Origin of the sequence: Emticicia sp. C21 (genome assembly GCF_003418935.1) — a bacterium.
Taxonomy (GTDB): Bacteria; Bacteroidota; Bacteroidia; order Cytophagales; family Spirosomataceae; genus Emticicia.
On the sequence record NZ_QVMT01000010.1, the window covers coordinates 73,048 to 92,720 of the forward strand.

Annotated in this window: 18 protein-coding genes and 4 tRNA genes; 13 read left to right on the plus strand and 9 right to left on the minus strand. The window is 35.7% G+C overall.

Annotation, left to right across the window (positions count from 1 at the left end; all coding sequences use genetic code 11):
- Positions 1-5 precede the first annotated feature (5 nt).
- Entirely contained in the window at positions 6-746 is a 741-nt protein-coding gene (locus tag D0T08_RS20210; RefSeq protein WP_116984505.1) for an SH3 domain-containing protein, read from the minus strand.
- 135 nt (positions 747-881) lie between these two features.
- Here D0T08_RS20210 and D0T08_RS20215 point away from each other — a divergent pair.
- The 3 genes from D0T08_RS20215 to D0T08_RS20225 all read left to right on the plus strand — a co-directional run bounded on the left by D0T08_RS20215 (position 882) and on the right by D0T08_RS20225 (position 1,200).
- Positions 882-954: transfer RNA gene (locus D0T08_RS20215), tRNA-Lys, on the plus strand.
- Between the two features lie 50 nt (positions 955-1,004).
- A tRNA-Lys gene (locus D0T08_RS20220) sits at positions 1,005-1,077 on the plus strand.
- Between the two features lie 50 nt (positions 1,078-1,127).
- Positions 1,128-1,200: transfer RNA gene (locus D0T08_RS20225), tRNA-Lys, on the plus strand.
- A 64-nt stretch (positions 1,201-1,264) separates the two neighbouring features.
- Here D0T08_RS20225 and D0T08_RS20230 read toward each other — a convergent pair.
- From D0T08_RS20230 to D0T08_RS20250, 6 genes are all read right to left on the minus strand, one after another.
- Entirely contained in the window at positions 1,265-1,831 is a 567-nt protein-coding gene (locus D0T08_RS20230) for a DUF4256 domain-containing protein (protein WP_116984637.1), read from the minus strand.
- A gap of 57 nt (positions 1,832-1,888) precedes the next feature.
- Entirely contained in the window at positions 1,889-2,266 is a 378-nt protein-coding gene (locus D0T08_RS20235; protein ID WP_116984506.1) for a DoxX family protein, read from the minus strand.
- Between the two features lie 89 nt (positions 2,267-2,355).
- Complete coding sequence (locus D0T08_RS28250) at positions 2,356-2,478, minus strand: YdeI/OmpD-associated family protein (protein ID WP_409012941.1); 123 nt, start codon at positions 2,476-2,478, stop codon at positions 2,356-2,358.
- Between the two features lie 86 nt (positions 2,479-2,564).
- Positions 2,565-2,825: a DUF1801 domain-containing protein gene (locus D0T08_RS28185; RefSeq protein ID WP_310586279.1), complete on the minus strand. Its 261-nt coding sequence runs from the start codon at positions 2,823-2,825 to the stop codon at positions 2,565-2,567.
- Between the two features lie 69 nt (positions 2,826-2,894).
- Positions 2,895-3,365 carry an SRPBCC domain-containing protein gene (locus D0T08_RS20245; RefSeq protein ID WP_116984507.1) on the minus strand — a complete coding sequence of 157 codons (471 nt, stop codon included), beginning with the start codon at positions 3,363-3,365 and terminating at the stop codon, positions 2,895-2,897.
- Positions 3,366-3,371: 6 nt separating this feature from the next.
- Positions 3,372-3,695 carry a helix-turn-helix transcriptional regulator gene (locus tag D0T08_RS20250; RefSeq protein WP_116984508.1) on the minus strand — a complete coding sequence of 108 codons (324 nt, stop codon included), beginning with the start codon at positions 3,693-3,695 and terminating at the stop codon, positions 3,372-3,374.
- A 232-nt stretch (positions 3,696-3,927) separates the two neighbouring features.
- Here D0T08_RS20250 and D0T08_RS20255 point away from each other — a divergent pair, with 232 nt between their 5' ends.
- The 6 genes from D0T08_RS20255 to menD all read left to right on the plus strand — a co-directional run bounded on the left by D0T08_RS20255 (position 3,928) and on the right by menD (position 10,210).
- Complete coding sequence (locus tag D0T08_RS20255) at positions 3,928-4,317, plus strand: iron chaperone (protein ID WP_116984509.1); 390 nt, start codon at positions 3,928-3,930, stop codon at positions 4,315-4,317.
- A gap of 104 nt (positions 4,318-4,421) precedes the next feature.
- Positions 4,422-4,505, plus strand: a tRNA-Leu gene (locus D0T08_RS20260).
- 239 nt (positions 4,506-4,744) lie between these two features.
- Positions 4,745-5,020 (plus strand): 30S ribosomal protein S15, encoded by a 276-nt coding sequence (gene rpsO, locus D0T08_RS20265; protein WP_116984510.1) that lies wholly within the window; start codon positions 4,745-4,747, stop codon positions 5,018-5,020.
- 184 nt (positions 5,021-5,204) lie between these two features.
- The gene (gene pnp, locus D0T08_RS20270; RefSeq protein WP_116984511.1) at positions 5,205-7,334 is read left to right on the plus strand and encodes a polyribonucleotide nucleotidyltransferase; all 2,130 of its coding nucleotides are present in this window, start codon (positions 5,205-5,207) and stop codon (positions 7,332-7,334) included.
- Between the two features lie 222 nt (positions 7,335-7,556).
- Positions 7,557-8,420 carry an RNA polymerase sigma factor RpoD/SigA gene (locus D0T08_RS20275; RefSeq protein WP_101725972.1) on the plus strand — a complete coding sequence of 288 codons (864 nt, stop codon included), beginning with the start codon at positions 7,557-7,559 and terminating at the stop codon, positions 8,418-8,420.
- Positions 8,421-8,482: 62 nt separating this feature from the next.
- Complete coding sequence (gene menD / locus D0T08_RS20280; protein WP_116984512.1) at positions 8,483-10,210, plus strand: 2-succinyl-5-enolpyruvyl-6-hydroxy-3-cyclohexene-1-carboxylic-acid synthase; 1,728 nt, start codon at positions 8,483-8,485, stop codon at positions 10,208-10,210.
- Here the strand turns inward: menD and D0T08_RS20285 are convergent.
- Positions 10,190-11,230, minus strand: coding sequence for a lipopolysaccharide assembly protein LapB (locus D0T08_RS20285; protein ID WP_116984513.1), 1,041 nt, complete (start codon positions 11,228-11,230; stop codon positions 10,190-10,192). The two genes, menD and D0T08_RS20285, sit on opposite strands and share 21 nt — an antisense overlap.
- Positions 11,231-11,332: 102 nt before the next feature.
- Here D0T08_RS20285 and D0T08_RS20290 point away from each other — a divergent pair, with 102 nt between their 5' ends.
- The gene (locus D0T08_RS20290; RefSeq protein ID WP_116984514.1) at positions 11,333-11,575 is read left to right on the plus strand and encodes a hypothetical protein; all 243 of its coding nucleotides are present in this window, start codon (positions 11,333-11,335) and stop codon (positions 11,573-11,575) included.
- Between the two features lie 76 nt (positions 11,576-11,651).
- Here the strand turns inward: D0T08_RS20290 and D0T08_RS20295 are convergent, their stop codons facing one another.
- Positions 11,652-13,457 carry a M61 family metallopeptidase gene (locus D0T08_RS20295; protein WP_229239010.1) on the minus strand — a complete coding sequence of 602 codons (1,806 nt, stop codon included), beginning with the start codon at positions 13,455-13,457 and terminating at the stop codon, positions 11,652-11,654.
- A 270-nt stretch (positions 13,458-13,727) separates the two neighbouring features.
- Here D0T08_RS20295 and D0T08_RS20300 point away from each other — a divergent pair, with 270 nt between their 5' ends.
- The 3 genes from D0T08_RS20300 to D0T08_RS20310 are packed head-to-tail and all read left to right on the plus strand — an operon-like array spanning position 13,728 to position 19,634.
- On the plus strand, positions 13,728-16,739 hold the full coding sequence (locus tag D0T08_RS20300) for a tetratricopeptide repeat protein (protein ID WP_116984516.1): 3,012 nt from the start codon (positions 13,728-13,730) through the stop codon (positions 16,737-16,739).
- A 54-nt stretch (positions 16,740-16,793) separates the two neighbouring features.
- Positions 16,794-18,482 (plus strand): TonB-dependent receptor, encoded by a 1,689-nt coding sequence (locus tag D0T08_RS20305; RefSeq protein ID WP_116984517.1) that lies wholly within the window; start codon positions 16,794-16,796, stop codon positions 18,480-18,482.
- Between the two features lie 39 nt (positions 18,483-18,521).
- Positions 18,522-19,634, plus strand: coding sequence for a hypothetical protein (locus D0T08_RS20310; RefSeq protein ID WP_147322821.1), 1,113 nt, complete (start codon positions 18,522-18,524; stop codon positions 19,632-19,634).
- The last annotated feature ends 39 nt before the right edge of the window (positions 19,635-19,673 follow it).

Sequence of the window (19,673 nt, forward strand, 5' to 3'; positions counted from 1 at the left end):
AAGGATTAATGAATTAATAAAATATCACTTCGTTTCAAGTAGCAGAACTTACCATCCCATAATACCTGGTACCAAATATCTTCTGAATTAATAACATTTAACCGATGTCCCTCAGTGATGCTCCCGACTATATGTGAGCCTGCTGAGGGGTAATCTCTTAAATAAACGTGCTCGTTTTTAATAATTACCGTCCGATAGTTATTAGGGAGATTAATTAGTACCGATAGGAATATCAGGTAAAGTAAGAAAATTACTTTATGGTGAGTAGGAGTAAACTGGTTATCTATTCGCTTGATAACAAAGACAGCAAAAACATATATACCTACCAGTAAAAAGCCAATCCAGACATAGATAGAATATTGTCTAAAATAATAGAGAAAATAATTCAGGTCATTTTTTTCATATCCCTTATATCCATTCTCGGTAGCTATCATATAAATCTTCTCAAACACACGTTCATCTGCAAATCTAAATGAGTACAAATTGAGATAATATAATTCCTTTACAAAGTCGCCTTTATTCTCGTAGATATTCGCCAGCTTTAGATAAATTTTAGGATTAAAATTTGTCGACGAATCTAGGATTTTTTCATAAAGACCCGCTGCTTCATCAAATTTGCGCTGTTTGAACAAAGAATCTGCAGATAAGTATAATTTTCTTTGGGCTTGACTATCAAGGATTTGCAGTGAAAAAATCAATATTAAAAAAAGTCTTTTCAGAAATTTCAGAAAGTATGTTTGCATCATAATATCAAAAAGTGTAATTTTGCACCGCGATTCAGGAAAGGGGCTAAGACCTCTAAAGTGAAAGAGAAAGCAAAAGTAGTAAAAATTTATTTTTCTCCCATTTCTTCATTTACTAATTCCGATTTAGCACCAAAAGATTCCGTAGCTCAGCTGGTAGAGCAATACACTTTTAATGTATGGGTCCTGGGTTCGAGTCCCAGCGGGATCACAAACGTATACAAACCTTTATTCTTCTTTTAGAGTAGATTATAATAAGAAGATTCCGTAGCTCAGTTGGTAGAGCAATACACTTTTAATGTATGGGTCCTGGGTTCGAGTCCCAGCGGGATCACTAACGTATACAAACCTTTATTCTTCTTTTAGAGTAGATAATAATAAGAAGATTCCGTAGCTCAGCTGGTAGAGCAATACACTTTTAATGTATGGGTCCTGGGTTCGAGTCCCAGCGGGATCACAAAAGGCCAAATCGCAAGATTTGGCCTTTTTCTTTTATTAGTGCCACTCAAATTTTATTAATTCTAAACTCTCAATAACCCCCGAAAACCTCTCGCAGCATAGTAAGAATCAGCTCCATTGTGATAGACGAATACATGATTATACCGACGATCACAAAAAAGAGCTCCGCCTAATTTCCTGATATTTGCAGGTGTTTGTATCCAGCTGGATGTCTTTAAATCAAAGTTTCCTATTTCCTGTAAATTCCTATATTCTTCTTCCGTTAAAAGCTCTATACCCATATCAGCGGCCATATTAGTAGCACTATCTGCTGGTTTGTATTCTTTTCTGGCTTCTAGTGCTTCATGGTCAAAACAAATACTTCTACGTCCTTTGGGGCTTTCTGCAGAACAGTCACAAAAAATATATTCACCCGTTTTCTCATCCTGTCCGATAACATCGGGTTCTCCTCCTGTCATTTCCATTTCATTTATTGACCATATTTTTTCTGGCTTAGCCTCTAATCTGGTCTGAACAGTATCCCAGTCGATACCTGAATGGCGATTGAGATTTTTCTCAAAACGAGTTTTTAATATTTTAAGGAGTTCATCTTTCTCCGAAGCTGGTAACTCTATTCTATTCTTATTCATCATTTAATATGTTTTGATAATATGTGGAATTATATGTGCAAATTAAAATACCTATGTTTAAGCAGGAATAAGCCGTCTGTCAGCAGGTCTAAAATACCATGAGACTACAGTCAGGACAATTAATAGAACGGGGCCGAAACTCTCTTTAAGTCCATCGCCAACAGCAATGTGAGAAATCATGGCACCTGTCATAGCAATAAAGAATCCGGCGTAAGCCCACTCTTTTATCAGAGGAAATTTAGGGACAAGCACAGCAATAACGCCAAGCATTTTCCATACACCTATAATGGTCAGAAAGTAGAGAGGATATCCCAGGTGAGTCATCAAATCCACTTCTTCCTTCAAATGAATTATTTGTACAATTCCACTTGAGACCATTCCTAATGAAAGCCAGATGGTAGCAATCCAATAAATGATTTTATTTCTCTTTGTCATGGTTGTAAAAGGTTATTTGTTTAAATAGTAATAATGCTAAAAAGGTGCTTCAATAAAATGTTTGAGATTAATCTGCCAATCCTTTTCCCTTAAGAATCTGCCCAATGTACTGCCTCCCGGGTTTTGGAAAGTTTGGCTTGTGAAAAATTAAAAATATAGACTCTTTGACGACCGGGTGTTAGAGAGTCAAAGACTGTTTTAAATGATGGCATTTCATCCAGTTTCTTTTAAAATTCTTCAGGAATATCGAAATCCTCAGTTTTCTTTAAAGTCACTTTCAAACCAGCCTTTTCTATTTCTATTGCCTCGAAAATATAAGTTTTGATGATAAGTATTTCATTAAGGCTGGTAAACCGAATTTGACGAGTTGATTGCACATTTCTGTTTGCTGAATGAGTATACTATTCGCATCATTCTGCAAGACACCCTTAAAAAATAGAACTGCGTAGTACTCTTTAAATCCATGTATTAATATAATATTAGCCTCTCGATAAACATAGCATGGTTCACCGCATTTCAATTCTTCTGCTAAGTCACATTCTAGTACTATTGTGCGCAAGGCTTCAAATTCTTGCTACCATTTAGCATCTTTATTGAAGTTGAAGTCAAGTTTTGGATTTATCATGGTTTATTCTTTAAACTGGCTGACTACACTTTGTAATTTGCTATGTGCCATATTTATACCCATAGCAAATGGCAATTTCAGAACCTGATCTCTTACAGCAACTGATTTGTAAACTATATGCATGGTCAATTTACTGGTTTCTTCGGTTAGTTTTTCAAATTCCAGAAATTCAAGCTGGGCATCAAAATGGGTATTGCTCATTTCAAATGTTCTTGTAATTTTCTCGTTTGGGATAAACTCATGAATAACCCCATTGGCTTGAAATACCACGTTTCCATGAGAGTCACTCGTTTCAAATAACCAACCACCATGTTTTTTATTTTCGAGTTTTAAAACTTTCGTATTCATCCATTGCTCAATAATTTCAGGCTCTTCATAAGCCTTGAAAAGTAATTCCAACGGTAAATCAAACTCCCTTGTTATCAATAATTCCTGTTTACCATCTTCAGCGTGAACTTTTGTTTTTCTTTCCATGTTTTTCTATTTTTTAGGTTGATATTTTTTCATTATTGATTCCAATTTGTTAAATCTATCATCCCACATCTGGCGAAAGGGCTCTATAAAATCGGCTACCTCTTTCATTTTTATTGCATTGATATTATAGATAATCTCTCTACCATTTTGTTTTTGTTCAAGTAGCTCACACTCAGTCAATATTTGCAAATGCTTTGAAACTGTCGGTCGGGCAGTATCAAAGTTTGCTGCAATTGCTCCGGCCGTCATAGACTGCGAAGCCACTAATAATAGAATCGCCCTTCTGGTGGGGTCAGCTATAGCCTGAAAAACATCTCTTCTTAAATTCATTATGTAGTTATTTGGCTACAAATATATATGTAGTTATTTGACTACGCAATTTTTTTTTATTTTTTTTATTTTGATATAAATTATTTGCCTACATTAATGATAACTAGGTGAAATTTAATAGTTTATGGGTAATTTTTAGCTTTATATTATTTTCTTTTTATCTCTTGATTTTATTAGAATACAAAACAGATTTATTAATATCTTTCTGAAATTCTTTTAAAACCTATAATTTATGGCTAAAACTGACTACCAATCAATTGACGAGTACCAAAACACTCTCCAGGAAGAAACCAAAGAAAGACTACAGTCTATCCGTAAAGCAATACACGAAATTGTTCCAGACGTCGAGGAAGTTATCAGTTATCAGATTCCTTGTTTTAAGTTTAAAGGATATTTGATTTACTATTCAGCTTATGCCAGGCATATATCTCTTTCATATCCCTATAGCAAAGAACTACTGGCCAAATTTGAATCTGAATTGAAAGATTTGAGCGTGAGTAAGTCTGCTATTCAGTTTCCCAACAATAAACCTCTGCCACTTGATTTAATAAAGGGGATAGTTTCGTTCAGAGTTCAGGAAAACATTCAGAACGAAGTAGCCAAATCAAAAAAGAAAAAGTGATGATTTGTTGCTATCAAAATGAGGAAATCGGCTAAATTATAATTAAAAAAGATGAAAATTTGGAATAATCTTAGTCCTTACGTAGTTTTGTGTTTCCGAAAAAAGGCGATGTGGTGGAATTGGTAGACACGCTACTTTGAGGGGGTAGTGGGCGTTAGCCTGTGCGAGTTCGAATCTCGCCATCGTCACAATTAAGATTTAAGTTTAAGTTGAACATTTGTTATTAGATACCTGTTTGTCTATGACTTACAGGTATTTTTTTGTCTTTCAACATCATATTAAGATTATTACCTTGGTTTTATCTCAAAACCATCCAGTAACTTTTTCATCTCTGCTTGAGTATTTTTTAAAGTTTTCACTTTTTTTGAAAATAATATGCTATCTTTGCGGTTGTTTTAAATATTCATTAAATCTAAGTTAACATCAAATGTATTTAACTACGGAGAAGAAGGAAGAAATCTTTGCAGGCAAAGGCTTCCAGAAAAAAGCAACTGATACCGGTTCAGCCGAATCTCAGATTGCACTCTTTACTTATCGTATCTCTCATCTTACAGAGCATCTTAAAAGTCACAAACACGATTATTCTACCAGAGCTGGTTTGTTGAAACTGGTTGGTAAGCGTCGTCGTTTGCTTGACTATTTGCATAAGAATGATATTGCTCGTTACAGAGCGATTATTGCTGATTTAGGCATCCGTAAGTAATTTTTTGATAATCAGAGAATGATACCTTCATTCTCTGATTGTCTTTTATGCAAGAACTACAACATTATACATAGTTTCAGGGCTTTGAAATACCCTTTTTAAAGTCGTTGGAATATCCCCGCGGAATTCGGATAGAAAATTGCCACGTCGGAAGCGGAAACGTGGTTTAATACTTAAACTAAAAATGTTTAACATTCACTCAAAGACCATCGAAATGCCTGATGGCAAAGTGATTAGCCTTGAAACAGGAAAACTAGCAAGACAAGCCGACGGTTCAGTTGTATTGAGATCAGGAAATACAATGCTTTTAGCAACCGTTGTTGCTGCTAAAGAACATAAAGAAGGCATCGATTTCTTACCCCTTTCTGTTGATTATCAAGAAAAATTTGGTTCAGCTGGTAAAATCCCCGGAAGTTTCCAACGCCGTGAAGGACGTTTATCGGATAACGAAATCCTTATCAGCCGTCTGATTGACAGAGCATTAAGACCTATCTTCCCAGAAAATTATCACGCTGAAGTACAAGTTAATGTAATTCTGATTTCAGCTGACTCACAGGTTCAGCCAGATTCATTAGCAGCATTAGCAGCAGCTGCTGCCATTGCAGTATCAGATATCCCTTTCAATGGACCGATTTCTGAAGTACGTGTATCAAAAGTTGATGGCCAATACGTGATCAACCCAACAAGCAACGAAATTGCAAAGGCAAGCCTTGATCTGATTGTTGCTGGTACAGCAGATAATATCATCATGGTTGAAGGAGAGGCAGACCAATGTACAGAACTTGAAATGATTGAAGCCATCCGCGAAGCCCATGCGGCAATCAAAATTCAGGTGGCTGCTTTGAAAGCATTCGAAACCGAAGTTGGTAAAACTGAAAAAAGAGAGTATAACCACGAAGTGCACGATGAAGAATTAAGAGAACGTATGCACAAAGAGTTATATGATAAAGTATATGCCGTTTGTCAATTAGGAAGCAATCAGAAAGACGTTAGAAAAGCAGGTTTCAGTGCAATTCTGGATGAATTCCTTGCTACTTTCTCAGAAGAAGAATTGGCAGCGAAAAAAGGATTTGCCAAAACATATTTTGGTGATATTCAATACTATGCATCAAGAAATTTAGTATTAGATGAGCGCACAAGACTTGATGGACGTAGATTAAATGAAATTCGTCCAATAGTTTGTGAAGTTGATTATCTGCCATCTGCTCATGGAGCAGCCTTATTTACACGTGGTGAAACCCAATCATTAACTACTGCTACTTTAGGTACTAAATTAGATGAAATGATTGTTGATCAGGTAATGACGTCTGGTTACAGCAAATTCTTCTTACATTACAACTTCCCTGGATTTTCTACAGGTGAAGTAAAGCCAAACAGAGGACCAGGAAGACGTGAGATTGGACATGGTAATTTGGCTATGCGTTCATTAAAGAAAATTCTTCCTCCTGATAATGAAAATCCTTATACCATACGTGTAGTTTCTGATATATTAGAATCAAATGGTTCGTCATCAATGGCAACTGTTTGTGCGGGCTGTTTAGCATTGATGGATGCTGGTGTACCAATTAAAGCACCAATTTCCGGAATTGCCATGGGTCTTATAACAGACAATGAAACTGGTAAATGGGCTGTTTTATCTGATATCTTAGGTGACGAAGACCACTTAGGTGATATGGACTTCAAGGTAACCGGAACAGAAAATGGTATCACTGCCTGCCAGATGGATATAAAAATCGGTGGATTGTCTTTTGAAGTTTTGGAAGAAGCGCTAACTCAGGCTAAACAAGGTCGTATTCATATTTTGAATAAAATGAAAGAGGCATTGGAAGCGCCAAGACCAGACTTGAAACCTCATACACCAAGAGCACATACTATTGTCATTGAAAAAGAATTTATTGGTGCAGTAATTGGGCCTGGTGGTAAAATAGTACAAGAGATTCAAAGAGAATCTGGTGCTACTATCACCATTGAAGAAAAAGACGGTAAAGGATATGTTTCTATTTTCTCTTCAAATGCTGAGAGCATGGAGAAAGCGAAAAAACGTGTTAATGGTATAGTTGCTGTACCAGAAGTAGGCTCGGTTTATGATGCAAAGGTTAAATCAATACAACCTTTCGGCGCATTTGTTGAGTTCTTACCGGGTAAAGAAGGCTTATTACATATCTCTGAAATTTCATGGGATCGCCTGCCAAGTATGGATGGGGTTTTAGAAATAGGAGAGGAACTACAAGTAAAATTACTTGAAGTTGACCCTAAAACAGGTAAATTCAGACTTTCAAGAAAAGTTCTTTTACCGAGGCCTCCGAAACAATAATTGAAACTGTTCATTTATTGGATAAAGAAATGAACAGTTAATCGTGTAAATGGCGCTCTAAACAGGCGAACTGTTAACATAAATTAATTGTTCATTAGAATAAGAAAACAATAGATTTTTTACGTTAATAAAGAAATTGGTTTTTGGTGTTTTATTGACTACCTTTAAAATACAGTTTAGGGCTCCTTAAAACTCTTTAACATAACTGTTCACTGACTTAATATGCGCCAGCTAAAAATTAGTAAGCAAATCACCAATCGGGAGAGTCAGTCTCTTGATAAGTATCTACAAGAAATTGGGAAGGTTGATTTGCTAACGCCAGATGAGGAAGTAATTCTTGCTCAAAAAATCCGTGACGGAGACCAGCTATCCTTAGAACGCTTGACAAAAGCGAACTTACGTTTCGTGGTTTCAGTTGCAAAACAGTACCAGAATCAAGGACTTTCGTTAGGTGACTTAATTAATGAGGGTAACCTTGGTTTGATTAAAGCCGCTCAAAGATTTGATGAAACACGTGGTTTTAAATTTATCTCTTATGCTGTATGGTGGATTCGCCAATCTATTCTTCAGGCATTAGCAGAGCAATCACGTATTGTACGTTTACCCCTGAATCGTGTAGGTTCATTGAATAAAATTTCCAAAACTTTCTCTGACTTAGAGCAAAAATTTGAAAGAGAACCATCGCCGGAAGAATTGGCGGAGGTATTAGAGATTACAGCTGCAGAGGTTATTGATACCTTAAAAATATCAGGACGCCACGTATCTGTTGATGCACCTTTCGTACAAGGTGAAGAAAACAGTTTGTTAGATGTTTTGGAAAATGATAGCGAAGAAAAACCTGACCAAGGCTTAATCAATGACTCACTTCGGAGAGAGGTAATGCGAGCGTTATCGACGCTTACGCAACGTGAAGCAGAAGTAATTACTTATTATTTCGGATTAAACGGTGAGCAAGCAATGACCTTAGAAGAAATTGGTGAAAAATTTAACCTTACACGTGAACGTGTTCGTCAGATTAAAGAGAAAGCAATTCGTCGTTTACGTCAGACTTCAAGAAGTAAAGCATTAAAAGCTTATTTAGGCTAAGATATTTTCGAAACAAAGAATATAAAAAGGTACGAATCTCGTGCCTTTTTTTGTAGATTAAAATGGCAATTTTACAACCTATACATAATATTGCTGAAATTTGCGCCAGAAAAAATGTGAAGACAGCGATTCTCTGCCCTGGTTCGAGAAGTGCTGCTTTGACTATCTCAATGGCACGCCATCCTGAAATACAAACGTATAGTATTAGTGATGAGCGTTCAGCAGGGTTTATAGGATTAGGAATAGCTCAGGCCTCCAATGAAACAGTTTCTCTAGTTTGCACTTCTGGTACTGCTGCTTATAATTTAGCCCCAGCTGTAGCAGAAGCTTTTTTTCAGGAAATTCCCTTATTAATTTTAACAGCCGACCGCCCACCTGAATGGATAAATCAGTATGATGGACAAACCATTTATCAGGAAAATATCTTTGGTAAGCATGTGAAAAAGAGTTTTACACTACCTGCCGATTATACTCATGCAGATGCAGTCTGGCAAATAGAGCGAGTTGTTAATGAAGCGATTAATCTTACGCAATCATTCCCCAAAGGCCCGGTTCATATCAATGTTCCTATACGTGAACCATTTTATCCGACTGAGCATGAGATAGTAAAATTTGACAGACAGGTCAGGATTATCGGAAATGCGGTAATTTCTAAGACGCTTTCCAGACAGTTTTTTGAGAACTTCTACGGTATCTGGAGGAGTTGTGATAAGAAGCTAATCATTGTCGGACAGCAGCAAAATACTGAATTATCAAAGGTATTAAAGAATATTTCAGATGAGTTTAGTATCCCGGTATTAAGCGATATTATTTCAAATGTTAGTTTTGAGCATGTTATATCTGCACATGACGTTTTCTTCTCATCTAAGAACGAAAACTTTCTAGAGTCGTTAGCGCCTGATTTAATTATTACCTGCGGTAAGTCAGTTATATCAAAAAACTTAAAACAGTTTATTCGTAAGTATCAACCGCGCTACCATTTTCATATTCAGGAAAATCCTGAATTAATAGACCCGTTCCAGACACTGACTCATAAAGTTGAAGTTTCAGACCAGTATTTCTTTGAGACTTTATTCAGTGATTTAGATATAATGAAGTTCAAAGAAGGCGATGACGACGATGAAAATAGTGAATATTTCGCTCGTTGGCAGGCTGCAAATCAAAAATCTCAATTGAAATTATCCAAGTTTTTATTGAATTCGCCATATTCTGAATTCAAAACTGTGAAAAATGTAATTGCTCAATTGCCTGAGAATGCGATATTTCACCTGGGTAATAGTATGCCTGTCAGATATGCAAACCTCATTGGATTGTCAGACGGTAGAAATATTGAAGTTTTTGCCAATAGAGGTACAAGTGGGATAGATGGAATACTAAGTTCGGCAGTTGGCAATGCTTTGTCAACTAGCAAATTAGTTATATGCTTGATAGGGGACGTCTCTTTCTTTTACGATAGGAATGCTTTCTGGAATAATTACTTACCGACAAATTTGAGAGTTGTACTCCTAAATAATCATGGAGGAAATATTTTCAGAATCATTGATGGGCCAAACAGACAAGCAGAGCTCAAGGAATTTTTTGTTACTGAACAAAATTTCACAGCCAAAAATACTTGCACCGATGCAGGAGTGGAATACATACGGGTAACAAATGATGAAGAATTAGAAAAAGCACTTGCTACATTTTTCGAAATAAGCACTCAACCGAAACTTTTAGAAGTGATGATTGATGGCGAAATAAGCGTGGAGATTTTCAGAGAGTACAAAAAACTATTTGCAGACTTCAGTTAATCTTTTAACGGATTTGTCTTCGTTTAATTGAGAACCAATTTTCCAATACTGGCAGGCTTTTGCTTTTTCACCCATGGCAAAGTTAGTCTCGCCCAGATAGTAATTTAATAATTCAACAGTAGGGTCAAGCTTATCGGCTTGCTCTAAAAGAGAGACAGCTTGTTTATAGTTTTTATTCAAAAATTCAAAAAATCCTAAGTTTCGGATAGCCCAGGCATTATTTTTATTTTCTTCTAAGGCTTTATCAATCAATTTTTTGCCCTCAGTTAAATTTCCTGAATTCAGTAGATAGAACCCTTTATTATTCTCATAAAGAACATTTTTATTCAATCCAATAGCCTTATCAACCAGTTCAATGGCTTTAGCGAATTTGTTGTCATGGGCATAAACCAGACTCAGATTATTTAAAGCAAAATCCTGCTTTGGATTTATGGCAATCGCTTTCTCGAAGTTTACTTTTGCCTGGTCATAGTTTTTCTCCTGATACTGAACGAAACCAAGATTGGTCAGAGCCTTATCATTTTGTTGATTGAGCGAAAGAGCTTTTTGCAAAACTTGCTGAGCATCGGGAAATTTATTCTTTTGGATATAGATATTGCTTAGTGTAACAAAGTAGAAGGATGAATCCTGATATTTATTTTCAATAGATCTCAATAAATTAAGTGATTCATCTAATCTATCTGTAATAGAAAGGGCATCGCCTAAATTGTACTTTGCTAAGACGAAGTCATTGTCCAGAGAAACTGCTTTTTCAAAGTCAGTAATGGCTCCGTTTAAATCATCGTTCGCTAATTTAGCGGAGCCTCTATTGTTATAAGCATCCGCAAAAGTAGGTGTTTTCTCAATTGCCTCTGAAAAAAAGCCTATAGCTTTCTCATAATCTCCTTTTTTATAAGCCACATTTCCCTGAATAAAAAATAATTCAGAATCCTTTTCACTTCTTGAACACGAGGGTAAAAGTAATAGGATAATAGTACTAAATGTGATAAACTTTGTAAAAGTATTATAAGTAAAATTCATTCTTTATGTTTGATAAGTATAATTAATTTTTATAAATTTGCTTTTTGAATCAACAATTCTTCCGTAAAATTGTGTCAGAAAATACAAACTTCATAGACAACAATGAAATTTATAAAAGAAATCCCCAATAATTATTGCAAAGCATCGCTCTATGCCTGGAATAATAAGTTTATAATTAAGTTTGAGGCTGGTATGTACGAACAGACTTATAAAGTGAATGAATATGATGTATCCGGTGAAGATGAGATTGAAGAAATGCTGGGTGATACCTTTATGGAAAAAGTTATCAAACGTTTCAAAGATATGTCAGAAGACTTTGAATTGATATTAGACTCAGTCGATTGAGAAATAAGAAAGGGCTTAATAATAAAATTAAGCCCTTTCTTGTTATTTGTACTTTTTCAATATTTATCCTGGTTGATTACTTTATAAAAAGCCATTTTTTATACAATTCTTCCTGCTCAGCCGTTGGATTTTGAACTCTTTCCAACTTAGCTCTGGTAGATGGATTGGCTAAGAGTTTTACATCATAAGTAAACTCTCTGCCAAATCTTTTAACTTTCACTTTTATTACATCTCCTACTTGTTTGTCAGTAATATAACTACTGCTAACAGGGTATTTATTGCCATCAATTTCCAAAATCTCGTCATTTACATTCAAGCCGCCTTCATAAGCCGATGCTCCTTTCAGAACAGTGGTTATCTTGTTATTTTGAACAGTTGCTCCAAAAAATGGGGTTTTTGTATCGTATTCTTTTACCAGTTTTAATCCTACATAATTGAAGAAAGCATCGTAGTCAATGGCATCGGTACTCCAGATGTATTTTTTAAAGAAACTATCCATACTTTTGCCTGCCACTTTTTCACATCCAGCCTGAAATTCTTCATCTTTATATCCACGTCCTTGTTTCTTATAATACTCGTTCCACAAAAGCTTAAATACATCATCTAAAGTCTTTTTGCCTTTTGTTTCACCGATTATATACAAGTTAATCAGGCTTCCAATAACGCCACCTTTATTATAATAAGAAATTGTACTATTTGTAGAGTTCTCGTTTGGGCGATAGTGTTTAATCCAGGCATCCCAACTAGCTTCTGCTACTGATTGGACTTTCTGTCCCGGTTGATTTTCTATGCCACTGATAGAAGCAGCCACTTTATTTTTATATTCTTCCGGAGTAAGAATGCCTGCTCTTAACAAGATATTTTCCTGATAGAATGATGTAAAGCCCTCGGCCACCCACAGCATATGCGTATAATTTTCATTATCATAATCAAACGGCCCCAGTGCAATCGGTCTGATACGCTTTACGTTCCAAAGATGAAAGTATTCATGGGCAATTAATCCCATAAAACCCTTAAATCCAAGGTCAGTTGCATAGGCCAATGGAGAAGTCTGGCAAGTAGTTGAATTTAGGTGTTCCAGACCACCACCTATACTTGGTAAATGATGAATAATAAACGTATAGTCTTTGCAGGGATGTTCGCCCACAACGGTTGCTGCCGCTTGCGTCACTCTTTTATAGGCATCAATCACTTTGTCTTCATTGTATTCTAATGGTCCATTACTATACATAGCTATAGCGTGTGGAATATTCTGAATTTCAAAATTCAAAACCTTATGTGTTCCAATTTCAATAGGGCTATCTACTATTATATCGTAATCAGGCGCATAAAAAGTATTTTCTACATCAGCCACTTTTTTCATCCCTGTTGAAATAGAATTCCAACCTTTATAGGGGGTAATGGCCACTTTTGATGGATATTTTTTCAATTGAGGCACATACATAAAAATACTTGCGCCATTCAGGTAGCCATGTGTATCATCCAGGAAACTGGTTCTCACACTCAGTTCATAAGCATAAACCTTATAACTTATTTTCACTTCATTTGCACCGTTTGAATAAACACGCCAGGTATTCTTATTAATTTTGTCGGCCTTGACCTTTTTTGCTCCGGCCATTGCTTCAAAACCTTCTACATTTTTCGCATATTCTCTTACCAAATAAGAGCCTGGAGTCCAAACTGGCATTTTAAAATCTATATACGCCTTTTGCGGAATTTCCTTAATCTTCGAGATATTGCTTAAAGTCATAGAAACTTCAAAGTAATGAGTCCAAGGTTGGCTCATCGAAAGTGAGTAATTAATATTGGTCGTTTGTGCTTGTAGAATAGAAATTGATAAGAACAAAAATAGAAAGAAGCAGGTAACAGATTTTTTTATCATTTTGTTATTGGGTTAAGTCATTTGTTGATGTAACGAAACAATTTTTTTTTCAAACAAACGTTTTTTGCATGAAATTACTCCAATTTTTCTTCTTTACCAAAAATGGCATTCTCTTTGAATTAAACTTTTATCTTTTAGATTGTTTATTGTTATATCCAATAGCTACCTTTGGTTGAGAGTGGCTTAAGTGCTTTTATAATCAATATTACTAACCCCAAATATTGACTCCTTAAAAAATATTTCCCCAAGGGGTTGGGGATTTCAGACCCTATGAAAAAGGCGATATTAATTACCACCGTCTCCAGCTTACTAAATATGGGCTTTCAGTCTTATGCCCAAAACACAATGTCGTATACTGATCCTGAATCGTATTACCATAAGGGTATAGAATTGTTTCAGAAAAAAGTATATGCACCCTCTAGAGAGGAATTTCAGCATTATATTAAATCTACTCAGAAATCACTCAACTCAAACGAGTTTAATCTCACCAATGCAGAATACTATTCTGCCTTAGCCGGACTTTATGTCAAAGCACCTGATGCTGACATTGAAATCGAAAGGTTTGTGGTAAATCATTCAGACCATCCCAAAGCAAAAGTAATTTATGGAGACCTTGGCAATTTTTTTTATGAACAGGGAGACTACAATCGGGCTATCCAATACTTAGAAAAAGCGGTGAATGCTAATTCTACTTCATTGACAGCGCTAGAGTTTAAATACAAACTGGCGATTGCTTATTATCAAACCAATAAGTATGATAAAGCTTTACCTTTATTTAATGAGGTAAAGAGTATAGCTTCCGATTATTCTATACATGCTTACTACTACTCAGGTGTCATCAATTACAAAAATGCGAATTATGACGCTGCCTTATCTGATTTAAAGAAAGTAGAGAGCGTAGCTCCTTACAAAACTGAAATTCCGAACTGGATTGCAAATATCTTGTATGTCGAAAAAAGATACGATGAATTATTGGCATACACTGAACCCATTATTGAAAAACCGAATGGTAGAAAAATAGATGATATGTGCCTGGTAACAGCAGAGGTTTGTTATTTTAGAGACGATTTCGCCAAAGCCGCTAAGTATTACGACAGATTCAGAACTTTCAGAAAAGGTACTGTTTCTAATCAGGTAACTTTCAGACATGCCTATAGCCTCTATAAAACAGAAAGCTATGAGAAAGCCATAGAGAATTTCAAGAAAATTGCTGGACAAAATACTGAATTAGGTCAACAAGCAGCTTATTATCTGGGTATTTCTTCCCTAAAAGCTAATGATTTGAATGGGGCTTTTGCTGCCTTTGAAAGAGCCAAAAATGCAAATTTCGACAAGGTTGTGCAAGAAGAAGCGCAATTCAATTATGCAAAGGTTGCCATTGATTTAGGTAATAGCCAGCAAGGAATAGCAGAGATAGAAAATTACCTGAAAACATATCCTACAGGAAAGTATGTTGATGAAGCCAGTGAAGTAATGAGTGAGGTAATGTTTGATGCCAATAATTATGCACAAGCTATCTCCTATATTGAAAGTTTAAAAAAGAAAACCCCGAAACTCAATGCTGCCTATCAGAAATTGACGTATAATCAAGGGGTATTAGATTTCAATGCGGAGCGTTATCCAAGAGCTATCCAATATTTTGACAAATCCCTTACACAACCTATTGATAATGAATTAAAGCAAAACGCCACTTTCTGGAAGGCAGAGGCCGCTTATGCAGCCAAATTGCCTGAAGCAGAAAACCTGTACAGAGAAGTTATCAATAGTAACAATAACGAGACTTTGAAGCAAAAAAGTAAATATGCTTTAGGTTATCTAAACTACAATAATAAAGATTACAAACAAGCTGCTAACTACTTTAAGGAATACATAAAAGTACGTAAGGATGAATCTAACCGTCAGAATTATGAAGATGCTATTGTGAGAATCGGAGACTGTAATCTAGCCATCAAAAATTATGATGAAGCCATAAGATACTATGATTTAGCCATTAAAGAGAACAGAACAGAGAAAGACTATGCTATGTATCAAAAAGCGCTCACACTGACTTTTTTGGGCCGTAATCAGGAAGCTTTACAAATCTTTGATAGAATTGCTGCACAGTATCCAACCTCTCGTCTGGTTGATGATGCATGGTTCCAGAATGCAACTTTAGAATTGGATAAAGGAAATTACCAGAATGCAGTAAACTTATTAAGTAAAATGGTAAGAGAGCGACCTAAGAGTGGACTTATTCCACAAGCTTTATTGAAACGTGCATTGGCATATGGTAACCTTAAAAACTATGAAGCTGCGCTAAATGATTATAAAGTCATTGTAATACGATATGGAAAAACAGATGTTGCAGAAAATGCTCTTTTTGGTTTACAAGAAACTTTAAATACTCTAGGGCGTCCTGAAGATTTCTCTGCAATAGTTGATGAATTCAAAAAGACAAACCCTCAGAGCGGATCTGTTGAAAATCTTGAATATGAAACGGCCAAAAATCTATATCTGAATGAGAAGTATGCCAATGCCGTTACTGCACTATTGAAGTATATCAGCAACTATCCAAGAAGTTCGAGTATGTATGAAGCTAAATATTATTTAGCCGATTCATATTATATACTGAATGAGAAATCCAATGCCTTAAAATATTACAACCAGGTAATTAGTGATAACAGGACTAGCTTTGTAACAAAATCTGCTTTAAGAGCAGCAAGTATAGAAGCTTCGTCTAAGAACTATAAAAATGCTATAGCTAATTACCGTGCGGTTATTGTTTCATCGGCCAATAAACGCGATATCGTAACAGCCTGGCAAGGTTTGGCAGATGCCTACTATTTTTCTGGAAATCAGGATTCAGTCATCGTATATGCCAGAGAAATCATTAACAATGGAGGCAATATCGTAATGGGTGCTTCAAATAAAGCACAATTATATATCGGGAAAGCTTATATGGCGAAAAATGATTTTGCAAAGGCAGAAGAGGAGTTTAAGAAGACTATCGCTATGGCCAAAGACAATAACGGTGCTGAGGCCAAATATTTCATTGGAGAAATGCTGTATCGTCAGAAGAAGTATAAAGAGTCGATTAAGAATATGCAAGAGTTGGCGTCAGAGTTTTCAGAGTTTTTGTATTGGTATGAAAAAGGATTTATTCTGATTTCTGATAACTATGTTGCATTAAACGATTATTTCATGGCTAAAGCGACTTTGAAATCAATTATCGAAAACTCAGAAACCCCTGAAACTGTAGATATTGCTAAGAAAAAAATGAAAGAAATTGAAAATAAAGAGTAAACTACTCTTAATACTTTTCTAATTATTTTTCAAAACATTTAAAAATATTTCTCTATGAAATTCCCGATTCAAAATATAAAAACGATACACAGCCTTTTAATTTTTTCAGGCCTTGGCCTTATTTCATTACCATCATTTGCTCAAATTGACGATGATATTATCATTACCAAAGACCGCAAAGTTGAATTACCACCTGCCAACCGGGTTTTTGAGAAGATTCCGCCTCTAAAGTCAAATACTGAAGATAAACAAATGAAATATACTTTCTTTGACCGTAAACCTAAAGGTGTTGAAGAAGTAAAATTTAGTCCGAACGTAGTTGCACCGGAAGGAGCTAAAAAAAATGAAGAAATAGAAAGTTATAATAACTATGTAACCTTAGGTGCAGGAAACTATGGCCGAATCTTAGGTGAACTTTTCCTGAATACAAATCAGGAGAATAATATGATTATAGGCGTTCATGCTTATCATAATTCCACAGTCCGCGGACCGGTTGATGATAAAAATTCGGCGAATATGTATGATAAGGCTGAAATCACAGGTAAATACTTAGCGCAGAAGTTTCAGGTAAATGCAGGCTTTAATTATAACAGAGATCAGTATTATTTCTATGGTTATCAAAGACCCCGTGAAGATTTAGACCGTAAAGATATCCGTCAGGTATTAAATACCGTTCAATTCAATGTTGGCTTTGAAAACACAGCACCTAATCCAAAGGTTGACTACGCATTAAAGACAAATCTACGTTCATTAAAGAATATCTATGGAGCACAGGAGACCGATTGGGGTTCTAGCTTCAATGCTTATTTTCCTATCATTAATGAAAAATTTGTTGCAGTAGTTGATGCCGAGGCCTTTATCACTCAGAGAAGTGATAATGTAGTAGATAAAAGAAACCTTTTCAGAGTAGAACCTTCGTTTAAATTAAATTTCAGAAGCTTCGGAGCAAGCGTTGGTTATAAAGCAGTTAATGAGTTTGATGAAGTAAAAAAGATTAATCGTACTAAAGGCTTCCCTACAGTTGAGCTGACGTATAAATCCCCAAGTATGTTTTACATTTTTGCTGGGATAGATGGTGATTTGGTTAGAAACACATTGGGTTCGATGTTGAACGAAAATCCTTATCTTAAATCTCAGGTTCAATTATTGAATACAGAAAAAAGCCAGGAGTATTATGTAGGTGCGAAGGGTGATTTAGGTAAAGGTTTTAGCTTCAATGTAAGAGGTGCTATGGGCTATTACAAGAATCTGTATTACTTCAATAACTATACACCGGATTTTGGCGAGGCTTTAGGTGATACAGCCAAATTTAATATTCTGTACGATAGTTTAAGAACGCAATATTTTAATGTGGTTGTACAGTTAAACTACCAGCCTGTTGAAATGTGGCGGACCTATATTAGAACGGACATCAACCATTACCAAAGAAGGAGCTTTGAAAAACCATTTCATAGACCAGTGGTCACTGCAAAATGGGGCAATACATTGATTGTATCGGATCGTCTCTTAGCCAATCTGGACTTATATTACTACGGCAAAACATACGCAAGAAATCCTACAACTCAGGAAATAGTAATGAACAAAGATATAATAGACCTCAATGCTGAATTCGATTATTTATTCAGTAAACAATTCACGGCTTTTGTAAAATTAAACAACATTTTAGGGAAGAAGTACGAGCGTTTTCTCTATTATCCGCAACAAGGTTTGAATTTTCTTGTAGGTGTCAATTTTTCATTCTAATTTAGCATAAAGATTGCTCCCAAAATTATGTTAAGCCCTATGAAGCCTGTTGCAGAATACATCAGAACACTACTTTATGAGCATGATTACGTAACTGTTCCGAACTTCGGAGCATTTATTGCGAATTATATGCCATCAAGTTTCAATGATATCAGTGGCTCATTGATGCCTCCTCAGAAACGAATTGCTTTTAACGAAATTTTAAAGCAAGATGATGGCCTGTTAGCTACGTACATATCAAGAAGAGAGAGTGTTACCATTGATGAAGCTAAGAGAACCATTCAGAATTTTGTCTCTGAAATCAAAGTATCTTTAGCCAATGATAAATCATTCCATTTCGACAGAATAGGAGATTTCTCGTTGAACGAAGAAAATAATCTCGTTTTTGACCCTGACCGTCGGAATAATTTCTTTAGTGAGAGTTTTGGCTTCGATAGCCTTTTCCCAAGAAAAATCGAAAAACAAAGCTATACACTGAGCCAGACTTTTGATGCAGACGATGAAGAAATGATTGTGCATCATGATTCATTCTCTTCTACAGGCGCGCATTCTAAGTGGACTTATGTATTATACTCATTGCCCGTATTATTATTGTCGTCGGGTCTTTTTATCGTGTTATTTTCAAACCCCAGGAGTGGCGATAGCCCGGCAAGGAGTAGCTTTAACCCTTTAGATTATATTCCAAAAAGAGAGGAGTCTGTTAAAAAAGTAGATTCAGATGTTATAACTAAAACTTCTGAATACGAAATAATTAAACCTGTTTTTGATAAAAAGGAAGTTGCTGAAGAAAAAACACCAGAAGTAACTCCAGTACCTGTGCCGGTTGTAGAAGCTAAAAGCAAAGAGGTTGTGGCAGAAACAAAGAAAGTTGAAAAACTTCCGGAAGTAGCCAAGAGTACCGAAACAAAATTAACAATAAATACAACGGAAAAGCGTTATCTGATTGTTTCAGGGATATTTAAAAGTAAAGAAAACGTAGAAAAGCTAAGCGCGAGTTTACTTAAAAATGGGTTCTCACCAAGAGTTGTTCAGTTTGGTAATTTAATGAAAGTGATTGCCGCTGAAGCTGATACAATGGAAGAAGCCCAGGTTATTGCAGACAAACACCAGAATCTGATAGGCGAGAAGCCTGCAATTATTAAGAGTAAATAAGTAAGTTTTCGATATATTTAAAACCTGTAAGCAACCCTT